Source organism: Streptomyces sp. YIM S03343 (genome assembly GCF_054729195.1).
Map to the genome: position 1 here is coordinate 5210936 of NZ_JBPUKX010000001.1, position 19696 is coordinate 5230631.

Sequence of the window (19696 nt, forward strand, 5' to 3'; positions counted from 1 at the left end):
CGACGACCGACGGGAGTTCGTGGAGACGGTGCTGACCGGCCTCGACGACCGGGGCTGACGGGACGATGTGACGCCCGAGGTGCTGGCAGAACGGCTGGAGGCGTACGTGGACGGACTGCTGCAGCGGTGCGGCCCGACGGGCGTCCCGCTCCGGGCGGTCGGCTCTGCGACTTCAGTCGGCCACTTCGGCGCAAGCCTCGAAGATCAGTCACCCGCCGACCCTGTGAAGGCACCTAACCTGCGCAGATAGCATCCGCGCCATGAAACATTCGATGATCGCGTTGGTCGGCGCCGGAGCAATCGTGCTCACCCTGGGCGGGTACGCCGTCGGATCAACGCAACCCAGCGATTCATCCGAGCTCTCCGCAAAGTGCAAGACGACCAAACGGGAGTTCGACACCCGTGTCGCTCAGGTCCGGAAGCAGATACTCAGGCCGGTGTCCGAAGACGTCGACGATTCTCGGCGGTACATCATGATCGCGACCCGGGTGAAGATAGTCAGCGCGATCGTGGAGCAGCATCCGCAATGCTTCGATGCGGGGACTCGTGCGACGGTCGCGGTTCTGCGACAAGACCGGTCCGAGGGCGAAACTGATGTTGCCACTTGTGACCTCACCGGCATCCGGTCCAAGGACTGCAGCGTCTCAACTGGGTGAACTCCTCGAAGCGGACCCAGCACCGTCCCCGAAGAACAGAACAACCCCCGGTGTTGACCGGGAACTCGCCACCCGCCGCCTGGACAGCCTTCCTCACCATGGTCTGCTACCGCTGACCGAGTTCAGCGTGCGTTCAACCTCTGCCGTGCCGCGCTGATGAGGTTCTGCGCCTCAACGCCGTACACGGCGGACTCCCGCAGCGTTCTCCAGGTCCGCAGATACGTGTCGAGGCTCGCGTCGTCGTCGATCCACAACTCCGCGTGCCAGTTCTCGACGATGACCTGGCGGTCGTCGTAGATCCAGAAGGCGGTGGCCGGGGGAATTTTGAGGGAGGCGGACAGCGGGATGATCCCCAGCTCGACCGTGTCCAGGCCGATGACTCCTGCGAGGCGATCAAGCTGGGCCGCAAGTACCGACGACGGACAGATCAAGGCGTGGAGGGCGGCCTCCCACAGGATGAGGTGGAAACGCTTTGAGGGGTCGTACAGCGTCTCTTGCCGCTTCATGCGTGAGCGGACTGCCTCCTCGGTGTCGTGCGGTGACCGCTGTAGCTCGGCGTATCTCGTGAAGATCGACCGGGCGTAGTCCGGAGTCTGGAGGATCCCGAAGATCATGGAGGATTCCCAGCCCCGGAACACGGAGGCGTCGGCGTGGGCGTTCAGGTGGGTGTCCTGGACGGCCTTGTGCCCAGCGGCAAGCTGCCGTCGCCATGACCGGATGTGCGACTCGAAGCCCCTCAGACGCGCGAGCAACTCGTCGTAGGCATCAGGCGCGCCGGTCGCCTCCGCCCACTTGCGCAGGTCGTCCGGCGTGGGAGTCTGTTTGCCGTTCTCCAGTCTGCTGACCTTGGACTTGTGCCACCCGCACTGCTCCGCGAGCTCCCCGCCGCAGAGCCGACCGCCAGGGGCGGAGAACCGCAGATGGCGCAGCCGTACCCCGAGTGCTTCTCGCGCCTTCTGGTAGTCCGTGCTCACCGGTATACACCTGCCTCAGTCCTCCTTCGCTGTCAACCGAGCCGCGAACTCCTCGTACGGGACGGCATGATGCAACGCAGCGTCGCGCGCCATGGCGTAGCGCAACTTGCATGGCATCTCACAACGGCCCTTCCCTACGGTCACGTTCATGGTTCGAGCACACCGTGCCGCGTCTCCAGCCCGGGATGCGGGGGCAGTCGGGCTGAGCTCGAAGCGCCACGGCACGATCAATCTCCGAAGGAGCCGTCCATGACCGTCACGCTCGACCGGCCCACCGGCACCCGTACGCGGGACCCGAAGGAACTCCTCAACGCCGTCCAGCCCCACATCAAGGCCCTGACCATCAACGTGACGGACAGCGGCATGACCCTCTGGGACCGTGAGGTCGCCCTGCTCCGCGAACACACGATGGTCCGTGACATGGCCGAACGCATCCTCGGCAACGCCGTCATGTACACCATCGGCTGCATGGAGCACCCCGAGGTCCACCTGAAGGCGACCCCGTGATGCCCAGGCCCTATATGCACGGCTACGCAACCGACAGCCACGGCAAGGCGGTCGACGTCAGCGAACAGGGCGGTGACCCGTCCAACATGATCTCCACGCCGGAGAACCTGGACCGCTTCATAACCGCCTTGTTCCAGGGCCGCCTACTGCCGTCAGCACAGCTGTACGAGATGTTCACCCTGCCCAAGGGCGACGACGGCAAGCTCGTCCCGTTCATCGGCTCCAGTTGCAACAAGGTCGCCTGCTTCGGCGCGGGCCTGATGTCCACCCCGCTGCCCAACGGGGGCGTGCTCTGGGGCAAGACCGGCCACGACTTCGGCTACGCCAACGGCATGTTCGCCACCCGTGACCTGTCCCTACGCGGCGTCTACTCGGTCTCCAACATGAGCCTCGACTTCGGGACGCCGACCCCGCTGGCCAACCGTCTGCTGACGGCGGTCCTGACACCGCAGCCGGGGGGCTGATCCTGCGAGGAGCGCCGACCACCAACGGGGTCACAAAGTCGGCATCAGCAACTGGTGGGGGGCTGCGGGGCGTTCCAGGGCCCGGCGCAGGGCGGCAATGCTGCCTGCGTGGAAGAAGTGGTGCGCGGTCGGCGCTGGCAGGTTTCCTGCTGGCCATCGACGAAGCCCGACCGTCGGTTAGGTCCCGGACGAGCCTCCGGGCCGCCCCCGGACAGATCTGGGATGCAACCTTCTCTATAGAGTTGGAACCCCCGGAAGCCGACCGCGCCCTTGAGACCATAGCCACAGGCACTGACAACGGGTTGCTGGTGATCACGGACGACGGTGGATCGGTTACCCGCGTCGATGAGCCGCACTTGGCTGGCTGTCGGCCACCAGTACGACCGTGATGCTGATCAGCAGGGACCAGGCGCCAAACTTTTCTACACCGACGGGCTGCCAGCCGTGGAGCTGGTAGGGGTAGCGCCAAGCGCCCACGTAGGTGGCGAGGTTCTCCGCTACCCACAGGAAGAAGCCGATCAGGACGAACGACAACGCCAGCGGCATGTGGCGGCGTATCCCGCGCACCGTGAAGCGCCACCGCAGAATCCGAGCACCTATGACTTCCCAGCTCTGTGCAGCGTGAGGGCGTGAAGCTGGAAGACTGGAGTTTCGGTTGTGTCGCGTGGTGAGCATCAGCGGCTTCGGGGCGGCCGGTTCAGGCAACAGGTGTACGGGACTGCAGATCTTATCGCCGGGCGCCTGCGGGTATCCGGGTGCCTGCGGGTATGGGGTAATCGGGCTGTTTACGGCGTGTGGTGTCGTGAGGTGTCCTAGTGTGCGGCGAGTGTGGCGACCAGTTGCCGGGGTGCTTGCGTGTGGTGTGAGTGCCCGGTTCGGGGGTGCGGTGTGACGGGTTCGGGGCGGTTCGACGTGTTCGTGTCGTATGCGCATGAGGACGGGCCGTGGGCGACGTCGTTGGCGGAGAACCTGCATCGGCTGGGTCTTGAGGTGTTCTTGGACCGGTGGGAGGTGGCTGCGGGCGATCTGGTGGCGTCGCGGTTGCAGGAGGGGCTGGCCAGGGCGGGTGCTGTGGTGGTGGTCGTCAGTCGGTCCTGGGTGGCGTCGGGGTGGTGCGGTGAGGAGTTCGCGGCGGCTGTGACGGCTGCGGTGGAGCGAGGGCAGCGTGTGGTCCCGGTTCTGCTGGGTGAGGTGGAGTTGCCGCCGTTGATCGCGTCGCGTCTGTATGTGGATTTCCGGCATGTGGCGTCCCCGCAGCAGTACGTGGAGCTGGTGGAGCAGGTGGACAGGGCGGTGCGGGGGCTGTCGTCGGGGCGGCGTCCGGAGCGGGGCGGGCCGTTGGTGGTGCCGCCCACCGACTACTGGCCGGAGGGGCCGACGCCGGCGGAGTTACGGATCGGCGGAGATTCGGTGGTGTTCTCCACGGCGGGGGGTGAGGCCTCCTGTGCGCCGCACGGAATGGATCGGGATCTTGAGCAGAAGCTGTGGGGTCTGCACCGGGCCCGGGCGCGGGCGACGGGCGGGATGACGCTGCGCCGGCCGCCGCTGCTGGAGGGGGCGGTCGGGGTGGGGTCGGTGGGGGCGCTGGCCGCGGTGGGGGAGGCGCTGGGGCGGCGGTTCGCGCACGGTGGGGTGGCGGATGGGCTGGCCGGGCAGGAGGCGCTGGCCCGGGGGCGGAACGGGTCGTTGCGGATCGGGGTGGGGGTGGATGCTGCGGGGTGGGTGGATCTGCCGTGGGAGACGCTGAAGGTTGCGGGGGTGGCGGGTCCGCTGGTGCTGTCGGAGCATGTGGAGCTGTACCGGATGGTGCGGCGGGACGCCCTGCCGGTGGCGGTGCGAGTGCCGGGCCCGTTGCGGATTCTCGCGGTGGTGGCCGGTCCCGAGTCCGGTGGGGGCGAGCTGCTGGATTATGAGCGGGAGCTGGGCCGGATCCTGGACGCGGTGGATCTGGCTCGGTCCGGGCAGGGTGCGTATGTGCGGGTGTTGAACTGGGGCAGCCTGGCCGAGATCCGTGCGGCTCTGGAGGAGGAACGCTTCCATATCCTGCATCTGTCCTGCCACGCCGGTCCCGGGGTCCTGCTGCTCGAGGACGAGCGGGGGCAGGCGGACGAGGTCGACGCGCAGCGGTTCATGGACGAGGCTCTGCCGGTCGACCGGGGTGTTCCCCTGGTGGTGCTGGCCGGCTGCTCCACCGCCCGCACCCCCGCAACCAGCGACGCGAACCCATCAGCACAACGGGCGCCGGGTGGGGACGGGGAGGACGAGGAGGACCCGGACGAGGCCGCCCCCGCCCCCGGCCCTGGCGTCGGCAGCGCCGATGTCGATGTGGAGGGCAGGGTCCGGGCGGGTCTGGCGCGCGCGTTGCTGGAGCGTGGGGTGCCGGCGGTGCTGGCGATGACCGAGGCCGTCACCGACCAGTACGCCACCGACCTGGCGGCGCAGATGTACCAGACACTCGCGCGGGCCGCGCATCCCGACCCGCTCACCGCTCTCTCGCAGGCCCGCCGCACCCTGGAACAGCGGCGCCGCCAGTTGCCGGACCGGGATCCGCGCGCCGGACTGCCGGAATGGGCCACCCCCGCACTGTTCCTGGCCGGCCCGCCGCTGCCCCTGTTCGACCGCGCCTACGGCGAGGTGCAGGTACCGGTCGTGGCGGAGACGGTGCTGGACGAGGGCATGGTGGTGCGCAAGGTCGGTGAGTTCGTCGGCCGCCGTGCCGAACTGCGCCGGCTGCTGGCCGCCCTGCGGGATCCGCAACAAGCCGGGGTGCTGGTGCACGGGATCGGCGGGGTCGGCAAGTCCACCCTGGCCGCCGAACTCCTCAACCACTACGGCACCAAGGGCCGCCTGGTCGTGCCGGTCGCTGCTGCCACGGCCCGCACCGTCGACGCCGTCCTGGAAATCCTGCGGCAGTGCCTGACCGCATACTGCCTGACCGAGGACCTGCCGGACGACGACGTACTGCGGCGGGCCTCGGTCGCCCTCGCGGACGCCAGTTCTCCCTGGCGGGACCGCTGGGACCTGATCCGCCGGACCGTGCTGCCACGCCTGACGGCCTTGATGATCGTGGACAACGCCGAGGACCTCCTCACTCCCCTCCTCTCCGGCGAGGGGTGGGAGACGGCTGATGGGGAGCTTGCCGAGTTGCTGGCTGCGTGGGTGGCGGCCAGCCCGCGCACCCGGCTGCTGGTCACCAGCCGCCACCCCTTCCACCTCCCCGGACGCCTGCACAAGCGGCTCACCACCCACCACCTGGGGCCGCTGTCGCTCGCCGAGACCCGCAAACTCATCTGGCGGCTTCCCGGCCTGGACGCCCTCACCCCCACCGACAAGCAGCGCGCCTACGCCGATGTAGGAGGCCACCCACGGGCGCTGGAGTACCTCGATGCCCTGCTGCGCGGTGGCCGGGCACGTTTCCCCGACATCGCCGAGCGCATGGAAGCCGCTCTGGAAGACCGCGGTGTCCCCGATCCCGAGCGCTGGATGGCCGACGCCGCAAGGGATCTGGACACGGCGCTGGCCGAGACCGTCACCCTCGCCGTCGACGACGTCCTCCTCGACACCCTGCTCGACCAGCTCGACCAGGTGCCGGGGGCACGGGCGCTGCTGGACGGGATGGCCGTCTACCGCACCCCGGTCGACGCCACCGGGGCCGCCTGGCAGCTGTCGGACCTCACCACACCCCCCGAACCCGACCCCGCCCTCCTCCGCAGCCTCGACACAGTCAATGCCCAGATCGAGGCGGCCCTCACGACCGGAGCACACACCGAGGACGGCTACGGCCTGCCGCCCGAGACCATCACCGAATACCAGGCCATCTGGGCGGAACTTCAGCAGCCCCCGGCCGTCCTGGACACCCGGGGCGGGATGGCGTTGACGCGGTTGCTGGACCTCGGGCTGCTCTCCCCGGCCCCCGCACCCCAGGACGAGCCGGGCAGCCGGCCCACCGGCCTGACCGTGCATCACTGGACCGCCGACGCCCTCCGTAGACGCGCCCACCCCGACACCCTCAAAACAGCCCACCAGCGGGCCGCTGCCTACTGGCGGTGGCGCGTCAACGTCTGTCCTCAGCCGCTCACCGACGACATCACCCAGCTCATCGAGGCACGCCACCACCATCACCAGGCTGGCGACCTCGACCAGGCCGACAGCGTCACCCAGCACGTGTGCTTGCAGCTGCACACCTGGGGAGCCTGGGACTGGGAACAACAACTGACCGAAGAGACCCTCACCTGGCTCCCGCCCCGCTCCCACCCCGCCGCCGCCTACATCCACCAGCTCGGCATCATCGCGCAGCGGCGGGGGGACTACCAGGAGGCCGAGGAACGCTACCGCGCCTCCCTCACCATCAAGGAGGAGCTCGGCGACCGCTCCGGCATCGCCGGCAGCTACCACCAGCTCGGCATGATCGCGCAGCGGCGGGGGGACTACCAGCAGGCCGAGGAACGCTACCGCGCCTCCCTCACCATCAAGGAGGAGCTCGGCGACCGCTCCGGCATCGCCGGCAGCTACCACCAGCTCGGCATCATCGCGCAGCGGCGGGGGGACTACCAGCAGGCCGAGGAACGCTACCGCGCCTCCCTCACCATCAAGGAGGAGCTCGGCGACCGCTCCGGCATCGCCGGCAGCTACCACCAGCTCGGCATCATCGCGCAGCGGCGGGGGGACTACCAGCAGGCCGAGGAACGCTACCGCGCCTCCCTCACCATCCTGGAGGAGCTCGGCGACCGCTCCGGCATTGCCAACAGCTACGGTCAGCTCGGCATCATCGCGCAGGAGCGGGGGGACTACCAGCAGGCCGAGGAACGCTACCGCGCCTCCCTCACCATCCTGGAGGAGCTCGGCGACCGCTCCGGCATTGCCAACAGCTACGGTCAGCTCGGCATCATCGCGCAGGAGCGGGGGGACTACCAGCAGGCCGAGGAACGCTACCGCGCCTCCCTCACCATCCTGGAGGAGCTCGGCGACCGCTCCGGCATCGCCAACAGCTACCACCAGCTCGGCATCATCGCGCAGGAGCGGGGGGACTACGAACAGGCCGAGGAACGCTACCGCGCCTCCCTCACCATCAAGGAGGAACTCGGCAACCGCTCCGGCATCGCCAACAGCTACGGTCAGATGGGCGTGCTGCGTACCAAGCAGGAACGCGCCGCCGAAGGCGTGCCGTACACGCTGCAGGCGCTGGCGCTTCAACTGCAGATCGGAAGTCCACCCGATGCGAGCCTGTACTGGCTCGGCCGGCAGAGAGCTCTCCTCGGTGACGACGCCTTCCGCTCCCTCCTCGACGACCTGCTGCCGGACGAAGCCGCAGGATCCATCATGGATGCCACGTACCCCCGCCACGGTTCTGCGCCGCGCGAGGAACCAGCCGAGCCGGGCGATCCCACCGGCACGGACCGGGCATAGACCGCTGCCCGGCACCCCGGCGGACGATCCGCGGATCCTTCGGACTCACCGAGCCGGGAACGGCCACGCCGCCGCAGCATCCCGTGGCCTGCCACACACCGCCCTGTACTCCACCCCGGTAACGTGAGCCGGGGAAACCGAGGACACACCACCTCCGTGAGCAGCCGAGCGGAACCAGCGCCCCACGGATTGCTCTCGCCGCAACCACGAACAGCTCTGGCCCCCACGCCTCCGCGCAGCCCTCACCGACACCCGCCGCATCCTCACCGCCTACGCCGACCTCGCCGGCGCCTGCGGTGTCCCCAACCTCCTGCAAGCCGAACCCGCCGAGAGGAGGCCCGAAGCCGCCCCCGCCGCGACGACCGACCGCCCCTGAACGCACGTGAACGACCAGGAACGCGGCGGAGCTCCCCGCCACCACAGTTGGAAAGCGTGCTGGCCAGTTGTCGCATATTGCCTGGGCCGACGGCCCCGAGGTCTGTACGGTCTCCGCAGAAGACGAGCTTGGGCAACACGAGCGGTGCTGAGAGTAGGGGGCTGTGAGCAGGAGACGCTACGTTGCCAGAGGGGTGCCGGGCGGCTACCGCATCTGGGACAACCGACGCCGCCGGTGGTGGGGCGATCTCTACGAGTTGTGCCCTGACGATCTCCTCGCGGAACTCAATGGTCAGGCGGACCGAGCTCGGATCACTGCGCTGTTGAAGCACTACCGAGCGCTGAAGCGATAGGCAGCACAGGACGATGACGACGGCGCGCACCCCGCCCAACACCACCGTCCCCGAAGAACAGAACCACCCCCCGGTCCCCGACCACCCCCAGCCGAGGCCCCCGTCTCCCGCCTGCACCTGCCGCTCCCCGCACTCTCCGCGCAGTTGCCGTACCGCCTCCACCAGCAGGAACAGCCCCCGCATCCCAGGGTGTCGGGCCGACAGGCCACCCCCATCCGTTTTGACCGGGAACTCGCCGCCGTCGCCTTCAGGCGGCCCTTCACCGCGCCGGATTCCGGCCCCCGAGTTCGGTGACCCCCGGCTCCCACACGCGCAACGGCCGCAGCAGCTCAGGGAGATCTATGGCTGAGTAGCACCTGGGTTGGTGACGGTACAGCCGTGTTCGGGCGGCGAGCGGTCAGCGGGCACAGGGGTCGGTCCGGCCGTGCCGTGCCGTACTCCCAGCGACACGCGGGCGTCTCGCTCGGGCTTGAGTCCGGCTCCCTGGCCGAGGCCGCGCGCCGGGCGGGCCACAGCATCGCCGCTCTGTTCCGTTTCTACGCCAATGCGGGCCAGCTCGGCTGAACTGCCAACGGGCGGAGCTCAAGCGGCTGCGTAGGCAGGTGGCTGATCCGGCCCGGACGGCCGAGTTCCTGGTCCACCTGGGGTCGGCGGGAAGGGCTGAGTCCGTGGATTGAACGGGAAGGGGAATATCGGGAATGATGCGCCATCTACGGCAACATCCGGGCGCCGTGGAGCAGGGCGCAGGGGGGCGTGGGATGGCAGTGTTCAAGGCCCTGGAACCGGAGGACCCGCGGCGGGTGGGGCGCTACCGGATCGAGGCACGGCTCGGTGCGGGGGGGATGGGCCGGGTGTATTTGGCGCGCTCGCCCGGCGGGCGCGCGGTCGCGGTGAAGACGGTGCGCCCCGAGCTGGCCGAGGACGGTGACTTCCGGCGCCGTTTCGCCCGTGAGGTGGCTGCGGCCCGGCGGGTCAACGGGGCCTTCACCGCCGGCGTGGTGGACGCCGATGCGGACGGCTCGCCGCCCTGGCTGGCCACCGTCTACGTCCCCGGCGTCTCGCTGGGGGAGGCGATAGCCAGGCACGGTCCTTGGCCGACCCGGCCGGTCCTCGCTCTGGGCGCGGGGCTTGCCGAGGCCCTGGAGGCGATCCATGCGGTTGGCATCGTCCACCGCGATCTCAAACCCTCCAACGTACTGCTGGCCGCCGACGGCCCACGTGTGATCGACTTCGGGATCTCGGCGGCCAGCGAGGCCAGCGTGCTGACCCACACCGGCATGACGATCGGCACCCCCGGCTTCATGTCCCCCGAACAGATCACCGGGCAGCCGGTCGGGCCGGCCAGCGATGTCTTCTCCCTCGGCGCACTGCTGGCCCACACCGCCAGCGGGGTCGGCCCGTTCGGCACCGGCACCCCGCACGCCCTGCACTACCGCGCCGTACACGAACCGCCCGACCTGGATGCCCTCCCACTCGAACTGCGCGAGGTGGTGGCCGCCTGCCTGACCAAACACCCCGGGCAGCGCCCCACCGTGGCCTACCTGCTCGACCGGCTCACCACCACAGACGGCGCGGACGATGACGGCCGAATCGCCACCGCCACACCACAGCTCACCGAGCCCGGCTGGATGCCCTCCCCGGTCGCCCGGCTCGTCCGGGACCACGCATCCGCCCCCATCCCTCACCCCCTGCCTCCGACACCGCCGAATACGGGCCCCGCAGTTCCGGAGACTCCCCACGAGTCCCTCCCCGGCACCCCAGATGCCTCCACACCACCAGGAACACCTCTGCCGTCATCCATCAACCCGCCCCAGTTATCACCACCCGCCGCGCCCGCCACCCCGGCAGCGCCCGGGGCGCACCACATTCCCGTCGGGTCACAAGAACAACCCCGTCCGTTCTCGCCGGACCCCGACACCACCACTCCGGGCCCGGCAGGACGACCCGCAGCAGGCCCACCGCCCCAGCCACTCGGCCCCACACCCAGCCCCCGAAACCCGGGCCCGCCTGCGACTGCGGCCGCTGTGCCCACAGGCCTCCCGCCGATGCCGCTCGAGCCTCCGAAGCCGCCGGACACCGCTGCTTGGGTCCCGGCGCCTGCCGCTCGAACCTTCCGCATCCGTTGGACCCTCAAGAGAGCGATCCTGCTTGGCCTCGGCCTCACAGTCCTCGGCAGCCTCATCGGCTTTTACCAGTGGACACAGACGTATTACTACATCGGCGCCAAGGGCGAGCACGTCGCGATCTACCGCGGCATCGCCCAGGACCTGGCCTGGATGTCGCTGTCGAAGGTGGAGAAGGACCACCCGGAGATCGAGCTGAAGTATCTGCCGTCGTACCAGCAGAAGCAGGTCAGGGCCACCATCACTGAGGGTGGTCTTGAGGCGGCCCGGTCGAAGGTCTCCCACCTGGCCGTGCAGGCGTCCGCGTGCAAGAAGGAAAGCGAGCGTCGTAAAGCCGCGAGCGAGAACAACGCCAAGAGCGGCTTGGGCAAGTCCGGGCGCGCGGCAGCCACTCCCACCCCCGGCCCCACCCTCTCGGAGGATGAGCAGAAGGTCGTCTCACAGTGCGGCTCGCAATGACGACGACGGAGTGCGCCCGGATGAGAGGCTCGCCCCTCACCCCCGCCCCAACACCACCGTCCCTGAAGAGCAGAACCACCCCCCGGTCCCCGACGCCACCCCCAGCCGAGGCAACTCCCCGTCCCTCGCCCGCACCTGCCGCTCCCCGCACTCCCCCCGCAGTTGCCGTACCGCCTCCACCAGCAGGAACAGGCCCCGCATCCCGGGGTGTTGGGCCGACAGGCCACCCCCGTCCGTGTTGACCGGGAACTCGCCGCCCGCCACCTTCAGGCGGCCCTTCTCCACGAACGCGCCGCCCTCGCCCTTCTCGCAGAAGCCCAGGTCCTCCAAGGTCACCAGCGTCATGTAGGTGAACGCGTCGTAGATCTCGGCGAAGTCCATCTCCGCCGGGGTCAACCCGGCCCGCTCGAAGGCCAGGCGGCTGCTCACCGCTGCTGGGGAGACCGTGAAGTCCGGCCATTCCGACATCGTCGCGTGGGAGACACACTCCCCGGTGCCGAGGATCCAGACGGGGGCGGTCCGGCAGCCCGCCGTGTATTCCTCCGCTGCCAGCAGCAGCGCCGCGCCGCCGTCCGAGCGGATGCAGCAGTGCAGCTTTGTGAACGGGTCTGCGATCATCGGGCCCGACAGGACCTCGTCCACCGTGATCGGCGTCCGGTACATCGCCTCCGGGTTCAGCCCTGCGTTGGCTCTCGCCTGGACCGCCACCTCCGCCAACTGCTCGATCGTCGTGCCGTGTTCGATCATGTGGCGGCGGGCCGCCATCGCGTACTTCGCGATCAGCGTGTGGCCGTACGGCACCTCGAACTGCAACGGGCCCCGCGCGCCGAAGGACAGGTCGCCCGTCCTGCGGCCCGCTCTGATGTCGGCCCTGGCCGTCGAGCCGTAGACCAGCAGTACCGCCTCCGCGTGCCCCGCCGCTATCGCGTCCGCCGCGTGGGCCGTCATCACCTCCCACGTCGAGCCGCCTACGGATGTCGAGTCGACCCATGTCGGGCGCAGGCCCAGGTACTCCGCCACCTCCACCGGCGCGAGCGTGCCCAGGCCCGCCGATGCGAAGCCGTCCACCCTCGCGCGGTCCAGGCCCGCGTCTGCCAGGGCCCTGCGGGCCGCCTGCGCGTGCAGTGCGTACGGCGTCGCGTCGTCCATCCTGCCGCAGTCCGCCAGCGCCGCCCCGACAACGGCGACCTTCCGTCCTCGCGCCCCTCGCGTCGTCATGGATCTGACGGTACATCAGATACCTGAAAAACCGACCCGCCGGACGGGAGGTGCGGCTCTGGGCATCCCTCGCCGGACGTCCTAATATGACGCACCGTCAGATCCGGAGAGGGAGGGCGCTGCCATGGACGCCTGCTTCACCCCCGAACAGGACGAGATCCGCCGTACCTTGCGCGAACTGCTCGCCAAACGCTGCGGCCCCGACGAGTGCCGCGCCGCCCTCGACAGCCCCGCCGGACACGACCCCGCCCTCTGGGTCGCCCTCGCCGATCAGCTCGGCCTTCCCGGGCTCGCCCTCCCCGAGGGCTACGGCGGCGTCGGCTGCACCCTCACCGATCTCGCCCTCGCCGCCGAGGAGACCGGAAGGGCTCTTGCTCCCTCACCTCTCCTCGCCACCGCCGTTCTCGCCGCACCCCTCCTCCTGGCCCTCGGCACCGACGCCCAGCGTGCCGAGCTGCTGCCCCGGATCGCCTCCGGTGCCCTCACCGCCGCCCTCGCCGTGCCCGGCACCGCCCTCGCCACCGCCCTCGGGCTGACCGGCGGGAACAGGAGCGACTGGGCCGGGGGAGGGCGGGCCGGCGGGGTGCAGGCCCGGGAGCGGAGTGATCACTGGCGGCTCTACGGGGAGGTCGGGCAGGTGCTCGACGGGCATTGCGCCGATCTCCTCGTCGTCGCCGCGCACACCGGGGGGTTCGCCCGGTCCCGCGTGCTGCTCTTCCTCGTGCGCGCCGATGCCACCGGGGTGCGGCGCGTCCGGCAGACCTCGCTCGACGCCACCCGGCCCCAAGGTCGGATCCAACTCCGTGACGTGGAAGCCGCCTTGCTCGGAGAGGACCAGCACGCCGACGTCCTTCCCGCCCTCGCCGCCACCGGCGACGGTGCCGCCGCCGTGCTCGCCTGCGAGGCCGTCGGGGCCGCCGGACGGGCGCTGGAACGGACCGTCGAGTACGTCAAGCAGCGTGAGCAGTTCGGGCGGGCCGTCGGGTCCTTCCAGGCCGTGCAGCACCGGCTCGCCGACGCGTATGTGCAGGTCCAGGCCGCCCGGTCTGCCGCCTATTACGCCGCCCGGGCGACCGGCCACGAGGACGGACAGCGGGTCGGCGGGCTGTCGCTCGCCCAGGCGCTGCAGGCCCTGCGGTGCGTCAGCGGCGAGAGCATCCAGTTGCACGGCGGCATCGGGTTCACCTGGGAGCACGAGGCCCACCTCTGGTTCAAGCGGGCCGCCGGGGACGAACTGCTCTTCGGGCCCGTGCACCGGTTGCGGGCCCACGCGGCCGACGCCGCCGGACTCTTCAGCTCCGAGGCGGAAAGGACGGCCCACTGATGGCTCTCCCCGGCGCCCGTCTTCTGCAGAAGGTGTCCTCCACCCGCGGCTTCGCCAAGGTCGCGCCCCGCGTCATACCGCCCCTCGACCGTGCCGTGCACCGGCTCACCCGGGGAAAGGTGCTGCTCAGCGCGCAGATGCTGCCCGGGGCCGTGCTCACCTCGACCGGCGCACGCAGCGGGCAGGTCCGCCGTACGCCGCTGGCCTGCCTGCCGGAGCCGGGCGGGCGCACCTGGCTGCTGGTCGGCTCCAATTTCGGGCGCACCGGTCATCCGGCCTGGACGCACAACCTCCTCGCCCATCCCGACGCCGAGATCAGCTGGCGGGGCGAGGACATCGCCGTGCACGCCGTGCTGCTGCGGGGTGCGGAACGGACCGCGGCCTGGCAGTCGGCGCTGGCCTTCTGGCCGCCGTACGCGACGTACCAGGCCCGGGTGGAGCGGGAGATACGGATCTTCCGGCTGCTCAGGCGATAGCGAGGGCCGAAAGGTCGTCGCCTTCGTGGGCGATCCCCGAACGCTGACGAGGAGCGATCCCCGAACCGCAGCGGAGCGACGCGCGAACCGCAGCGGAGCGACGCGCGGACCGCAGCGGAGCGATCCCCGGACCGCAGCAGACCGCGACGGACCGCAGCGGAGCGATCCCCGGACCGCAGCAGACTGCAGCAGACCGCAGACAGACCGCAACGGACCGCAGCGGAGCGACGCGCGCACGGCCCGGGGGCCCGCAGTACTGCAGGCGGTGGCCGGCAGTCGTCGGCCACCGCCCGCGAGACAGGACTTGGGAACTGGAAAAAGGGAAAGCAGGCAGACGCCACCGCCAGGCGGTGGGGGTCCGCGGGCCGGACCTACCTCGTCGGCTTCTTCCCTGTCACGCCCAAGTGCACCAACAGCGCCAGGTTGGGCTTCAGTTCAGCCTGTTTCACGCCCCACGACTGGAACCCCTTCTGGTGCGCGGCCACCGCCGCCAGCATGGCGACCAGTGAGCCCGCGATCGCCGCGGGGTTCACGTCCTTGTCGATCCGGCCCTTGGCCTGCAACTCCGCGATGGACTCGCTCAGCGAGTTGTTCACCGAGTTGAGGATCTTCATCCGGATCTTGTAGAAGCGCTTGTCGCCCTCGGCGGCGCCGAGATCCACCACGCGCAGGATGGCGTCGTGCTTGCGCCAGAAGTCCAGGAAGCCGTCGACGAGTTCCTGCGCGGTCTGCCATCCGGCCTTGCCCGCCCAGGACCGTCCGGCGACCAGCTCGGTCAATCCGGCGCCCTCGGAGGCCATTTGCTCGGCGATCTCCAGGACGGCGCCCTCGACGTCCGGGAAGTACTGGTAGAACGTCGCGGGCGAGGTCCCCGCCTTGCGGGCGACATCGATGACCTTGACGTCACGGTAAGGAGACGAGCTCAGCATCTCGCTGAGGCAGTCGAGCAGCTTCTGCCGCGTCGCCTGCCCACGCCGACCGGCCACGCGGCCGTCGACGGTACGCACTTGTCCTGTCATGCCGTCAGCTTACCGAGGGGTGATCGGAGCGCTATTCGGCCGACTGCAAATGGGGTGCACGGGAGTGCGCGGGGTGGTGTGCCTGGTCTGCGCGGTGCGTGTGCCGACAGTAGTTTGGCTGTATGGCCGAAAACAGGGCATCGGTGTACGGAGAGGGCGTCCCCTGCTGGGTCGACGCCCAGCTGCCCGACGTGGCGGCGGGGGAGCGGTTCTACGGTGAGCTCTTCGGGTGGACCTTCGAGGAGGCGTACGGCGGCTCGCGCTGGGCCCGGCTGGACGGCGAACCGGTCGCCGCGCTTGCGCAGAAGACGGACGGCCGTATGCCGAGCGTCTGGACGGTGTACTTCGCGACCCCGGACGCCACCGCCCTCGCGCGCCGCATCCTCGCGGGCGGCGGGCAGCTCGTCATGGCGCCGACGCAGCTCGGCGAGCTGGGTGTCGCAGCCCAGGCGGCCGACCCCGAGGGCGCCGTGTTCGGGCTGTGGCAGCCCCTTGAGCACCGGGGTTTCGGGCGGCGCCACCAGCCGGGCAGCTTCGTCTGGGCGGAGCTGTACGCCCGGGACACCGCCGCCGCCAACGCCTTCTACGGCGCTCTCTTCCACGACGCCCTGTTCGGCCAGGACGCCGAACCCGACTTCGGCCGCGCCCCGGTCTCCGGGGTCTTCCCGCCCGAGATGCCGCCGCACTTCCTGGTGCACTTCCGGGTCGCGGACAGCCGGGCCGTGCTGGGGCGGGTGCAGCGGCTCGGCGGGCGGGTCCAGGTGCCGCCGTTCGAGACGTCGTACGGCACGGTGTGCGTCGTCAGCGACAATCAGGGGGCGTCCTTCGCGGTGCTTCAGCGCTGACACGGCCGCTGAGGCGGACCGCTGGGGCGCTCACCGGGCGCTCCGATGCCGGCCACGTCACGTTCGAACGCCGTTCCAAGACCGTCGCGGCTCCCTTCCGGCGCCGCGTCGGCGCTGGAATCTGCTCATTCGTCACAGGACATCCCGATATCACCCGGGGTTCGCAACCAGTGCCCGGGCCAGGGAGAATCGGGGTGCGTGCCGCCATGGCGGTGCGGTGGTGAGACGCTGCACGGGGTCGCGTACACATGTGGACGACGCGGCTCGTACGGGGAGGTGGCAGGCAAGTGGTGGATCAGCTGACGCAGCACGATCCGCGGCGGATCGGGCCGTTCGAGGTGCTGGGACGGCTGGGTGCGGGCGGCATGGGGCTGGTCTATCTCGCGCGCTCGGCGTCCGGCCGTCGCGTGGCGATCAAGACGGTCCGCACGGAGCTGGCCGAGGACCAGCTCTTCCGGGTCCGTTTCACCCGCGAGGTGGAGGCCGCCCGCGCGGTCTCCGGTTTCTACACGGCCGCGGTCGTCGACGCCGACCCCCGTGCCGCCGTGCCGTGGCTGGCCACCGCGTACGTCCCCGCGCCCTCCCTGGAAGAGATAGTGAACGACTGCGGGCCGATGCCCGCCCAGGCGGTGCGCTGGCTCGCCGCGGGCGTCGCCGAGGCGCTGCAGTCCATCCACGGCGCCGGACTCGTCCACCGCGACCTGAAGCCGTCGAACGTGCTCGTCGTCGAGGACGGCCCCCGCGTCATCGACTTCGGTATCGCCTCCGGTGTCTCGAACACCCGTCTGACCATGACGAACGTCGCCGTCGGCACCCCGGCCTATATGTCGCCCGAGCAGGCCAAGGACTCCCGCAGCGTGACCGGCGCGAGCGATGTGTTCTCGCTCGGCTCGATGCTCGTCTTCGCCGCCACCGGGCATCCGCCCTTCCACGGCGCCAACCCCGTCGAGACCGTCTTCATGCTGCTGCGCGAGGGCCCCGACCTGGAGGGCCTGCCCGACGAGCTGCGCCCGCTGATCGAGTCCTGTATGCAGATGGAGGCCACCGCCCGGCCCAACCCGGCCGACCTCCAGGCCCAGCTCGCCCCGCATCTCTTCGGCTCCGGCTCCGACGACAGCGGTACGGCGTCGGCGTGGCTGCCGGAGAAGGCGGTCACCCTCATCGAGTCCCGCCGCGGCGGCCGCCTCGTCACCCAGGTGGGCCAGCGCCCCGTCCCGCGGCCCCAGCTTCCGCCCCCGCCGTCCTACGACCCCGCCCCCGTGCCCCTCCCGGCCACCGCGCCCGCCCCGCTGCCCCTGCCCTCCGGCGCCCCCGACACCGGCCCGGTCCGGCTGGCCGGTGCCGCCGTGCCCATCGGCCCCGGACCGCGCGTCGCCGACGCCCGCGCCGCCGCCGTGAAGGCACCCCCGCCCGAGGCGGGCCTGGTCGCCCACTGGTCCCGCCCCCGCCCCGGCGTCAACGGCGCCGACCCGGCGTTCACCGCCCCGCAGGCCCCGGCCGCGCCGCCGGAGCCGTCGGCCTCCGGCTGGCGGCCCTGGCGGTTCCGGATGTCCAACGACGTCTGGGGCACCCCCGCCGTCGCCGGGGACCTGGTCTACGTCACCTCCTTCGAGGTGCACGCCCTGGACGTGGCGACCGGCCGCCGCCGCTTCAAGACCCGGGACGTGGCATGGTCCATGTCCGTCGCCGACGGCCGGATCCACGCCTCCGACGGCCCCACCCTCTACGCCCTCGACGCCCGCGAGGGCGCCGATCTGTGGCGGCTCCAGACCGACGCCTGGGTGTACTCCCTCAAGGCGGCCCGCGGCACCGTCCTCACCGCCACCCGAGGCGGCGGGGTCCAGACGTGGGAGGCGTCCAGCGGGCAGAAGCTGTGGGAGCTGACCGGCGCCCAGACCGACTTCGAGTCGCCCGAGGCGGGCCCCGCGATCCACGACGGCATCGTCTACGTCTGGCAGGACGCCCGGCTGCGCGCCCTGGAGGCCCGCACCGGCGAGGAACGCTGGTCGTACCCGATCGGCGACGCCGCCTCCTGCGGCGGGGTCCCGGTCCGGCTCACCCCGGCCCCCGACGGCACCGTCTACGTCTCCGCGGGCACCCGGGTCATCGCGATCGACGTGGTCAGCGGCATGGTGCGCTGGCACTTCGAGGCGCCCGCGGTCTTCCTCTGCCCGCCCGCCTTCGCCCCCGGCCCCGCCGTCACGGGCGGCGGGGTCTACCTCGCCGACTACCTCGGCACGGTCTACGCCCTCGACGCCGCCGACGGCCGCGACCGCTGGCGCATCGCCACCGAGTCACGCTCCTCCGCCGAGCCCGTCCTGGTGGCGGCGGGGCATGTCCATGTGGGCAGCGGCAAGGGCCTCTACACACTGGACGCGGTGACCGGTACGCCCAAGTGGCGCTTCCAGTCGGGCGGCGACATCGTCGGCGCCCCCGCGGTCGCCGAGGGCCGTATCCACTTCGGCTCGACCGACCATCTGCTCTACACCCTCAAGGCCGACGACGGTCGGCTGCGCTGGAAACTCGCCACCGGCGGCGAGATCACCGGCGCTCCGGTCGTGCAGGACGGCATCGTGTACGCGTGCAGCAAGGACCGGTGCGTGTACGCGCTGGACGCGGAGAAGGGGACGGGTACGGCACGTACGGCCTGATGGTCGCAGGGCCTGATGGTCGCAAGGCCTGATGGTCGCAGGGCCTGATGGTCGCAGGGCCTGATGGTCGCAAGGCCTGATGGTCGCGAGGCCTGATGGCGGCGGGGCTTGATGGCCGCAGGAGTGCGACGGCCGTCGTACCAGTACACACGGAAGGGGTGCGGACGGCGGCCGTCCCAGGGCCGACGCTACCTGTGCCGGGGGCGCTCCGCCACGCGGTGCGATCATGCCCGCCATGCCCGCCGTTAGAGTGATGGGCATGTACACACGGGGACGCTCTCTCAGATTCACAGCCGTGGTCACCCTGGTGGTCGTCAGTCTCACCGGGTTCTCGACGGGACGGCACCACAGCACACGGCACCGCAGCGGCTCGCACTCGTCGAGCGGGAGTGGCGGCGGGTGCAGCAGCTCGCACCAGGACCATGACGGCTACAAGAGCAGCGGCAGCACTTACAAGAAGCGTCACTCCACGCCGTCCAGCACCACCGGCGGGAGCAGCACCACGGCCCTCCAGGACGGGACGGCGGTCCTGGTGAGCTGCGCGAGCAAGAAGCGGCCGTACGCGACCGTCGAGGTCACCAACCCGAACGGCAAGAAGGCCGGCTTCCGATTTTCCGTCGATTTCCTGGACGACAACAACGACTCGGTCGACTACGCGGTCCAGACGGCGACCGTGCCTGCGAAAAGCAGCACGAAGGTGAAGGTGCCGTTCAACAAGCACGACGGCGTCCAGGCCGACGGGCCGCTGTCCCTGGTCGATCACTGTTTCGTGGATCCATCGGCCCTCATCAAGCCCTGAAGGCCGGAACGACCGAGGGCCGGCGGACCGGTGGACCGGAGGACCGG

14 protein-coding genes and 3 pseudogenes are annotated in these 19696 nt (G+C 70.5%); 12 read left to right on the forward strand and 5 right to left on the reverse strand.

Annotated features, from left to right (window positions below; genetic code table 11):
• The first annotated feature begins 260 nt into the window (after positions 1–260).
• Positions 261–656: a hypothetical protein gene (locus tag ACSYGN_RS22755; RefSeq protein ID WP_460398457.1), complete on the forward strand. Its 396-nt coding sequence runs from the start codon at positions 261–263 to the stop codon at positions 654–656.
• Positions 657–778: 122 nt separating this feature from the next.
• On the opposite strand, the gene ACSYGN_RS22760 is transcribed toward ACSYGN_RS22755, so the two are convergent.
• Positions 779–1630: a helix-turn-helix domain-containing protein gene (locus ACSYGN_RS22760; protein ID WP_460398459.1), complete on the reverse strand. Its 852-nt coding sequence runs from the start codon at positions 1628–1630 to the stop codon at positions 779–781.
• A gap of 249 nt (positions 1631–1879) precedes the next feature.
• On the opposite strand from ACSYGN_RS22760, the pseudogene ACSYGN_RS22765 reads away from it, so the two are divergent.
• Together ACSYGN_RS22765 and ACSYGN_RS22770 are read left to right on the forward strand one after the other, a co-directional pair.
• Positions 1880–2122, forward strand: a pseudogene (locus tag ACSYGN_RS22765) (hypothetical protein); the annotation flags it as partial.
• 14 nt (positions 2123–2136) lie between these two features.
• The gene (locus ACSYGN_RS22770; protein ID WP_460398461.1) at positions 2137–2601 is read left to right on the forward strand and encodes a serine hydrolase family protein; all 465 of its coding nucleotides are present in this window, start codon (positions 2137–2139) and stop codon (positions 2599–2601) included.
• A gap of 333 nt (positions 2602–2934) precedes the next feature.
• Here the strand turns inward: ACSYGN_RS22770 and ACSYGN_RS22775 are convergent.
• Positions 2935–3174 (reverse strand): annotated as a pseudogene (locus ACSYGN_RS22775) (DUF817 family protein); the annotation flags it as partial.
• Positions 3175–3489: 315 nt separating this feature from the next.
• On the opposite strand from ACSYGN_RS22775, the gene ACSYGN_RS22780 reads away from it, so the two are divergent.
• Both ACSYGN_RS22780 and ACSYGN_RS22785 read left to right on the forward strand, forming a co-directional pair.
• The gene (locus ACSYGN_RS22780) at positions 3490–8007 is read left to right on the forward strand and encodes a tetratricopeptide repeat protein (protein WP_460398463.1); all 4518 of its coding nucleotides are present in this window, start codon (positions 3490–3492) and stop codon (positions 8005–8007) included.
• A gap of 539 nt (positions 8008–8546) precedes the next feature.
• Positions 8547–8735, forward strand: a complete 189-nt coding sequence (locus tag ACSYGN_RS22785) for a hypothetical protein (RefSeq protein WP_460398465.1) — start codon at positions 8547–8549, stop codon at positions 8733–8735.
• A gap of 33 nt (positions 8736–8768) precedes the next feature.
• Here ACSYGN_RS22785 and ACSYGN_RS22790 read toward each other — a convergent pair.
• Positions 8769–8975, reverse strand: a pseudogene (locus tag ACSYGN_RS22790) (thiolase C-terminal domain-containing protein); the annotation flags it as partial.
• Between the two features lie 189 nt (positions 8976–9164).
• Between ACSYGN_RS22790 and ACSYGN_RS22795 the strand changes: the two are divergent.
• A complete protein-coding gene (locus tag ACSYGN_RS22795) occupies positions 9165–9299 on the forward strand; it encodes a hypothetical protein (protein WP_460398467.1) in 135 nt (44 codons plus the stop codon).
• Between the two features lie 194 nt (positions 9300–9493).
• On the forward strand, positions 9494–11317 hold the full coding sequence (locus tag ACSYGN_RS22800) for a serine/threonine-protein kinase (protein ID WP_460398469.1): 1824 nt from the start codon (positions 9494–9496) through the stop codon (positions 11315–11317).
• 36 nt (positions 11318–11353) lie between these two features.
• On the opposite strand, the gene ACSYGN_RS22805 is transcribed toward ACSYGN_RS22800, so the two are convergent.
• The gene (locus ACSYGN_RS22805; protein WP_460398471.1) at positions 11354–12535 is read right to left on the reverse strand and encodes a thiolase C-terminal domain-containing protein; all 1182 of its coding nucleotides are present in this window, start codon (positions 12533–12535) and stop codon (positions 11354–11356) included.
• Positions 12536–12659: 124 nt separating this feature from the next.
• Here ACSYGN_RS22805 and ACSYGN_RS22810 point away from each other — a divergent pair, with 124 nt between their 5' ends.
• Both ACSYGN_RS22810 and ACSYGN_RS22815 read left to right on the forward strand, forming a co-directional pair.
• Entirely contained in the window at positions 12660–13859 is a 1200-nt protein-coding gene (locus tag ACSYGN_RS22810) for an acyl-CoA dehydrogenase family protein (protein ID WP_460398473.1), read from the forward strand.
• A complete protein-coding gene (locus ACSYGN_RS22815; protein ID WP_460398475.1) occupies positions 13859–14335 on the forward strand; it encodes a nitroreductase family deazaflavin-dependent oxidoreductase in 477 nt (158 codons plus the stop codon). The genes ACSYGN_RS22810 and ACSYGN_RS22815 overlap by 1 nt, the downstream gene beginning before the upstream one ends.
• A gap of 371 nt (positions 14336–14706) precedes the next feature.
• Here ACSYGN_RS22815 and ACSYGN_RS22820 read toward each other — a convergent pair whose 3' ends face one another.
• On the reverse strand, positions 14707–15354 hold the full coding sequence (locus ACSYGN_RS22820) for a TetR family transcriptional regulator (RefSeq protein WP_460398477.1): 648 nt from the start codon (positions 15352–15354) through the stop codon (positions 14707–14709).
• Between the two features lie 122 nt (positions 15355–15476).
• On the opposite strand from ACSYGN_RS22820, the gene ACSYGN_RS22825 reads away from it, so the two are divergent.
• The 3 genes from ACSYGN_RS22825 to ACSYGN_RS22835 all read left to right on the forward strand — a co-directional run bounded on the left by ACSYGN_RS22825 (position 15477) and on the right by ACSYGN_RS22835 (position 19649).
• A complete protein-coding gene (locus ACSYGN_RS22825; protein ID WP_460398479.1) occupies positions 15477–16199 on the forward strand; it encodes a VOC family protein in 723 nt (240 codons plus the stop codon).
• A 287-nt stretch (positions 16200–16486) separates the two neighbouring features.
• Complete coding sequence (locus ACSYGN_RS22830; protein ID WP_460398481.1) at positions 16487–18850, forward strand: outer membrane protein assembly factor BamB family protein; 2364 nt, start codon at positions 16487–16489, stop codon at positions 18848–18850.
• A 259-nt stretch (positions 18851–19109) separates the two neighbouring features.
• Positions 19110–19649: a hypothetical protein gene (locus ACSYGN_RS22835; RefSeq protein WP_460398483.1), complete on the forward strand. Its 540-nt coding sequence runs from the start codon at positions 19110–19112 to the stop codon at positions 19647–19649.
• Positions 19650–19696: the final 47 nt, after the last annotated feature.

Bases quoted from the DNA above. Each gene is read 5' to 3' on its own strand.
- ACSYGN_RS22820 (WP_460398477.1), bottom strand. From the start codon at position 15,354: ATGACAGGACAAGTGCGTACCGTCGACGGCCGCGTGGCCGGTCGGCGT.
- ACSYGN_RS22825 (WP_460398479.1), top strand. From the start codon at position 15,477: ATGGCCGAAAACAGGGCATCGGTGTACGGAGAGGGCGTCCCCTGCTGG.
- ACSYGN_RS22815 (WP_460398475.1), top strand. From the start codon at position 13,859: ATGGCTCTCCCCGGCGCCCGTCTTCTGCAGAAGGTGTCCTCCACCCGC.
- ACSYGN_RS22800 (WP_460398469.1), top strand. From the start codon at position 9,494: ATGGCAGTGTTCAAGGCCCTGGAACCGGAGGACCCGCGGCGGGTGGGG.
- ACSYGN_RS22835 (WP_460398483.1), top strand. From the start codon at position 19,110: ATGTACACACGGGGACGCTCTCTCAGATTCACAGCCGTGGTCACCCTG.
- ACSYGN_RS22810 (WP_460398473.1), top strand. From the start codon at position 12,660: ATGGACGCCTGCTTCACCCCCGAACAGGACGAGATCCGCCGTACCTTG.
- ACSYGN_RS22770 (WP_460398461.1), top strand. From the start codon at position 2,137: ATGCCCAGGCCCTATATGCACGGCTACGCAACCGACAGCCACGGCAAG.
- ACSYGN_RS22755 (WP_460398457.1), top strand. From the start codon at position 261: ATGAAACATTCGATGATCGCGTTGGTCGGCGCCGGAGCAATCGTGCTC.
- ACSYGN_RS22805 (WP_460398471.1), bottom strand. From the start codon at position 12,535: ATGACGACGCGAGGGGCGCGAGGACGGAAGGTCGCCGTTGTCGGGGCG.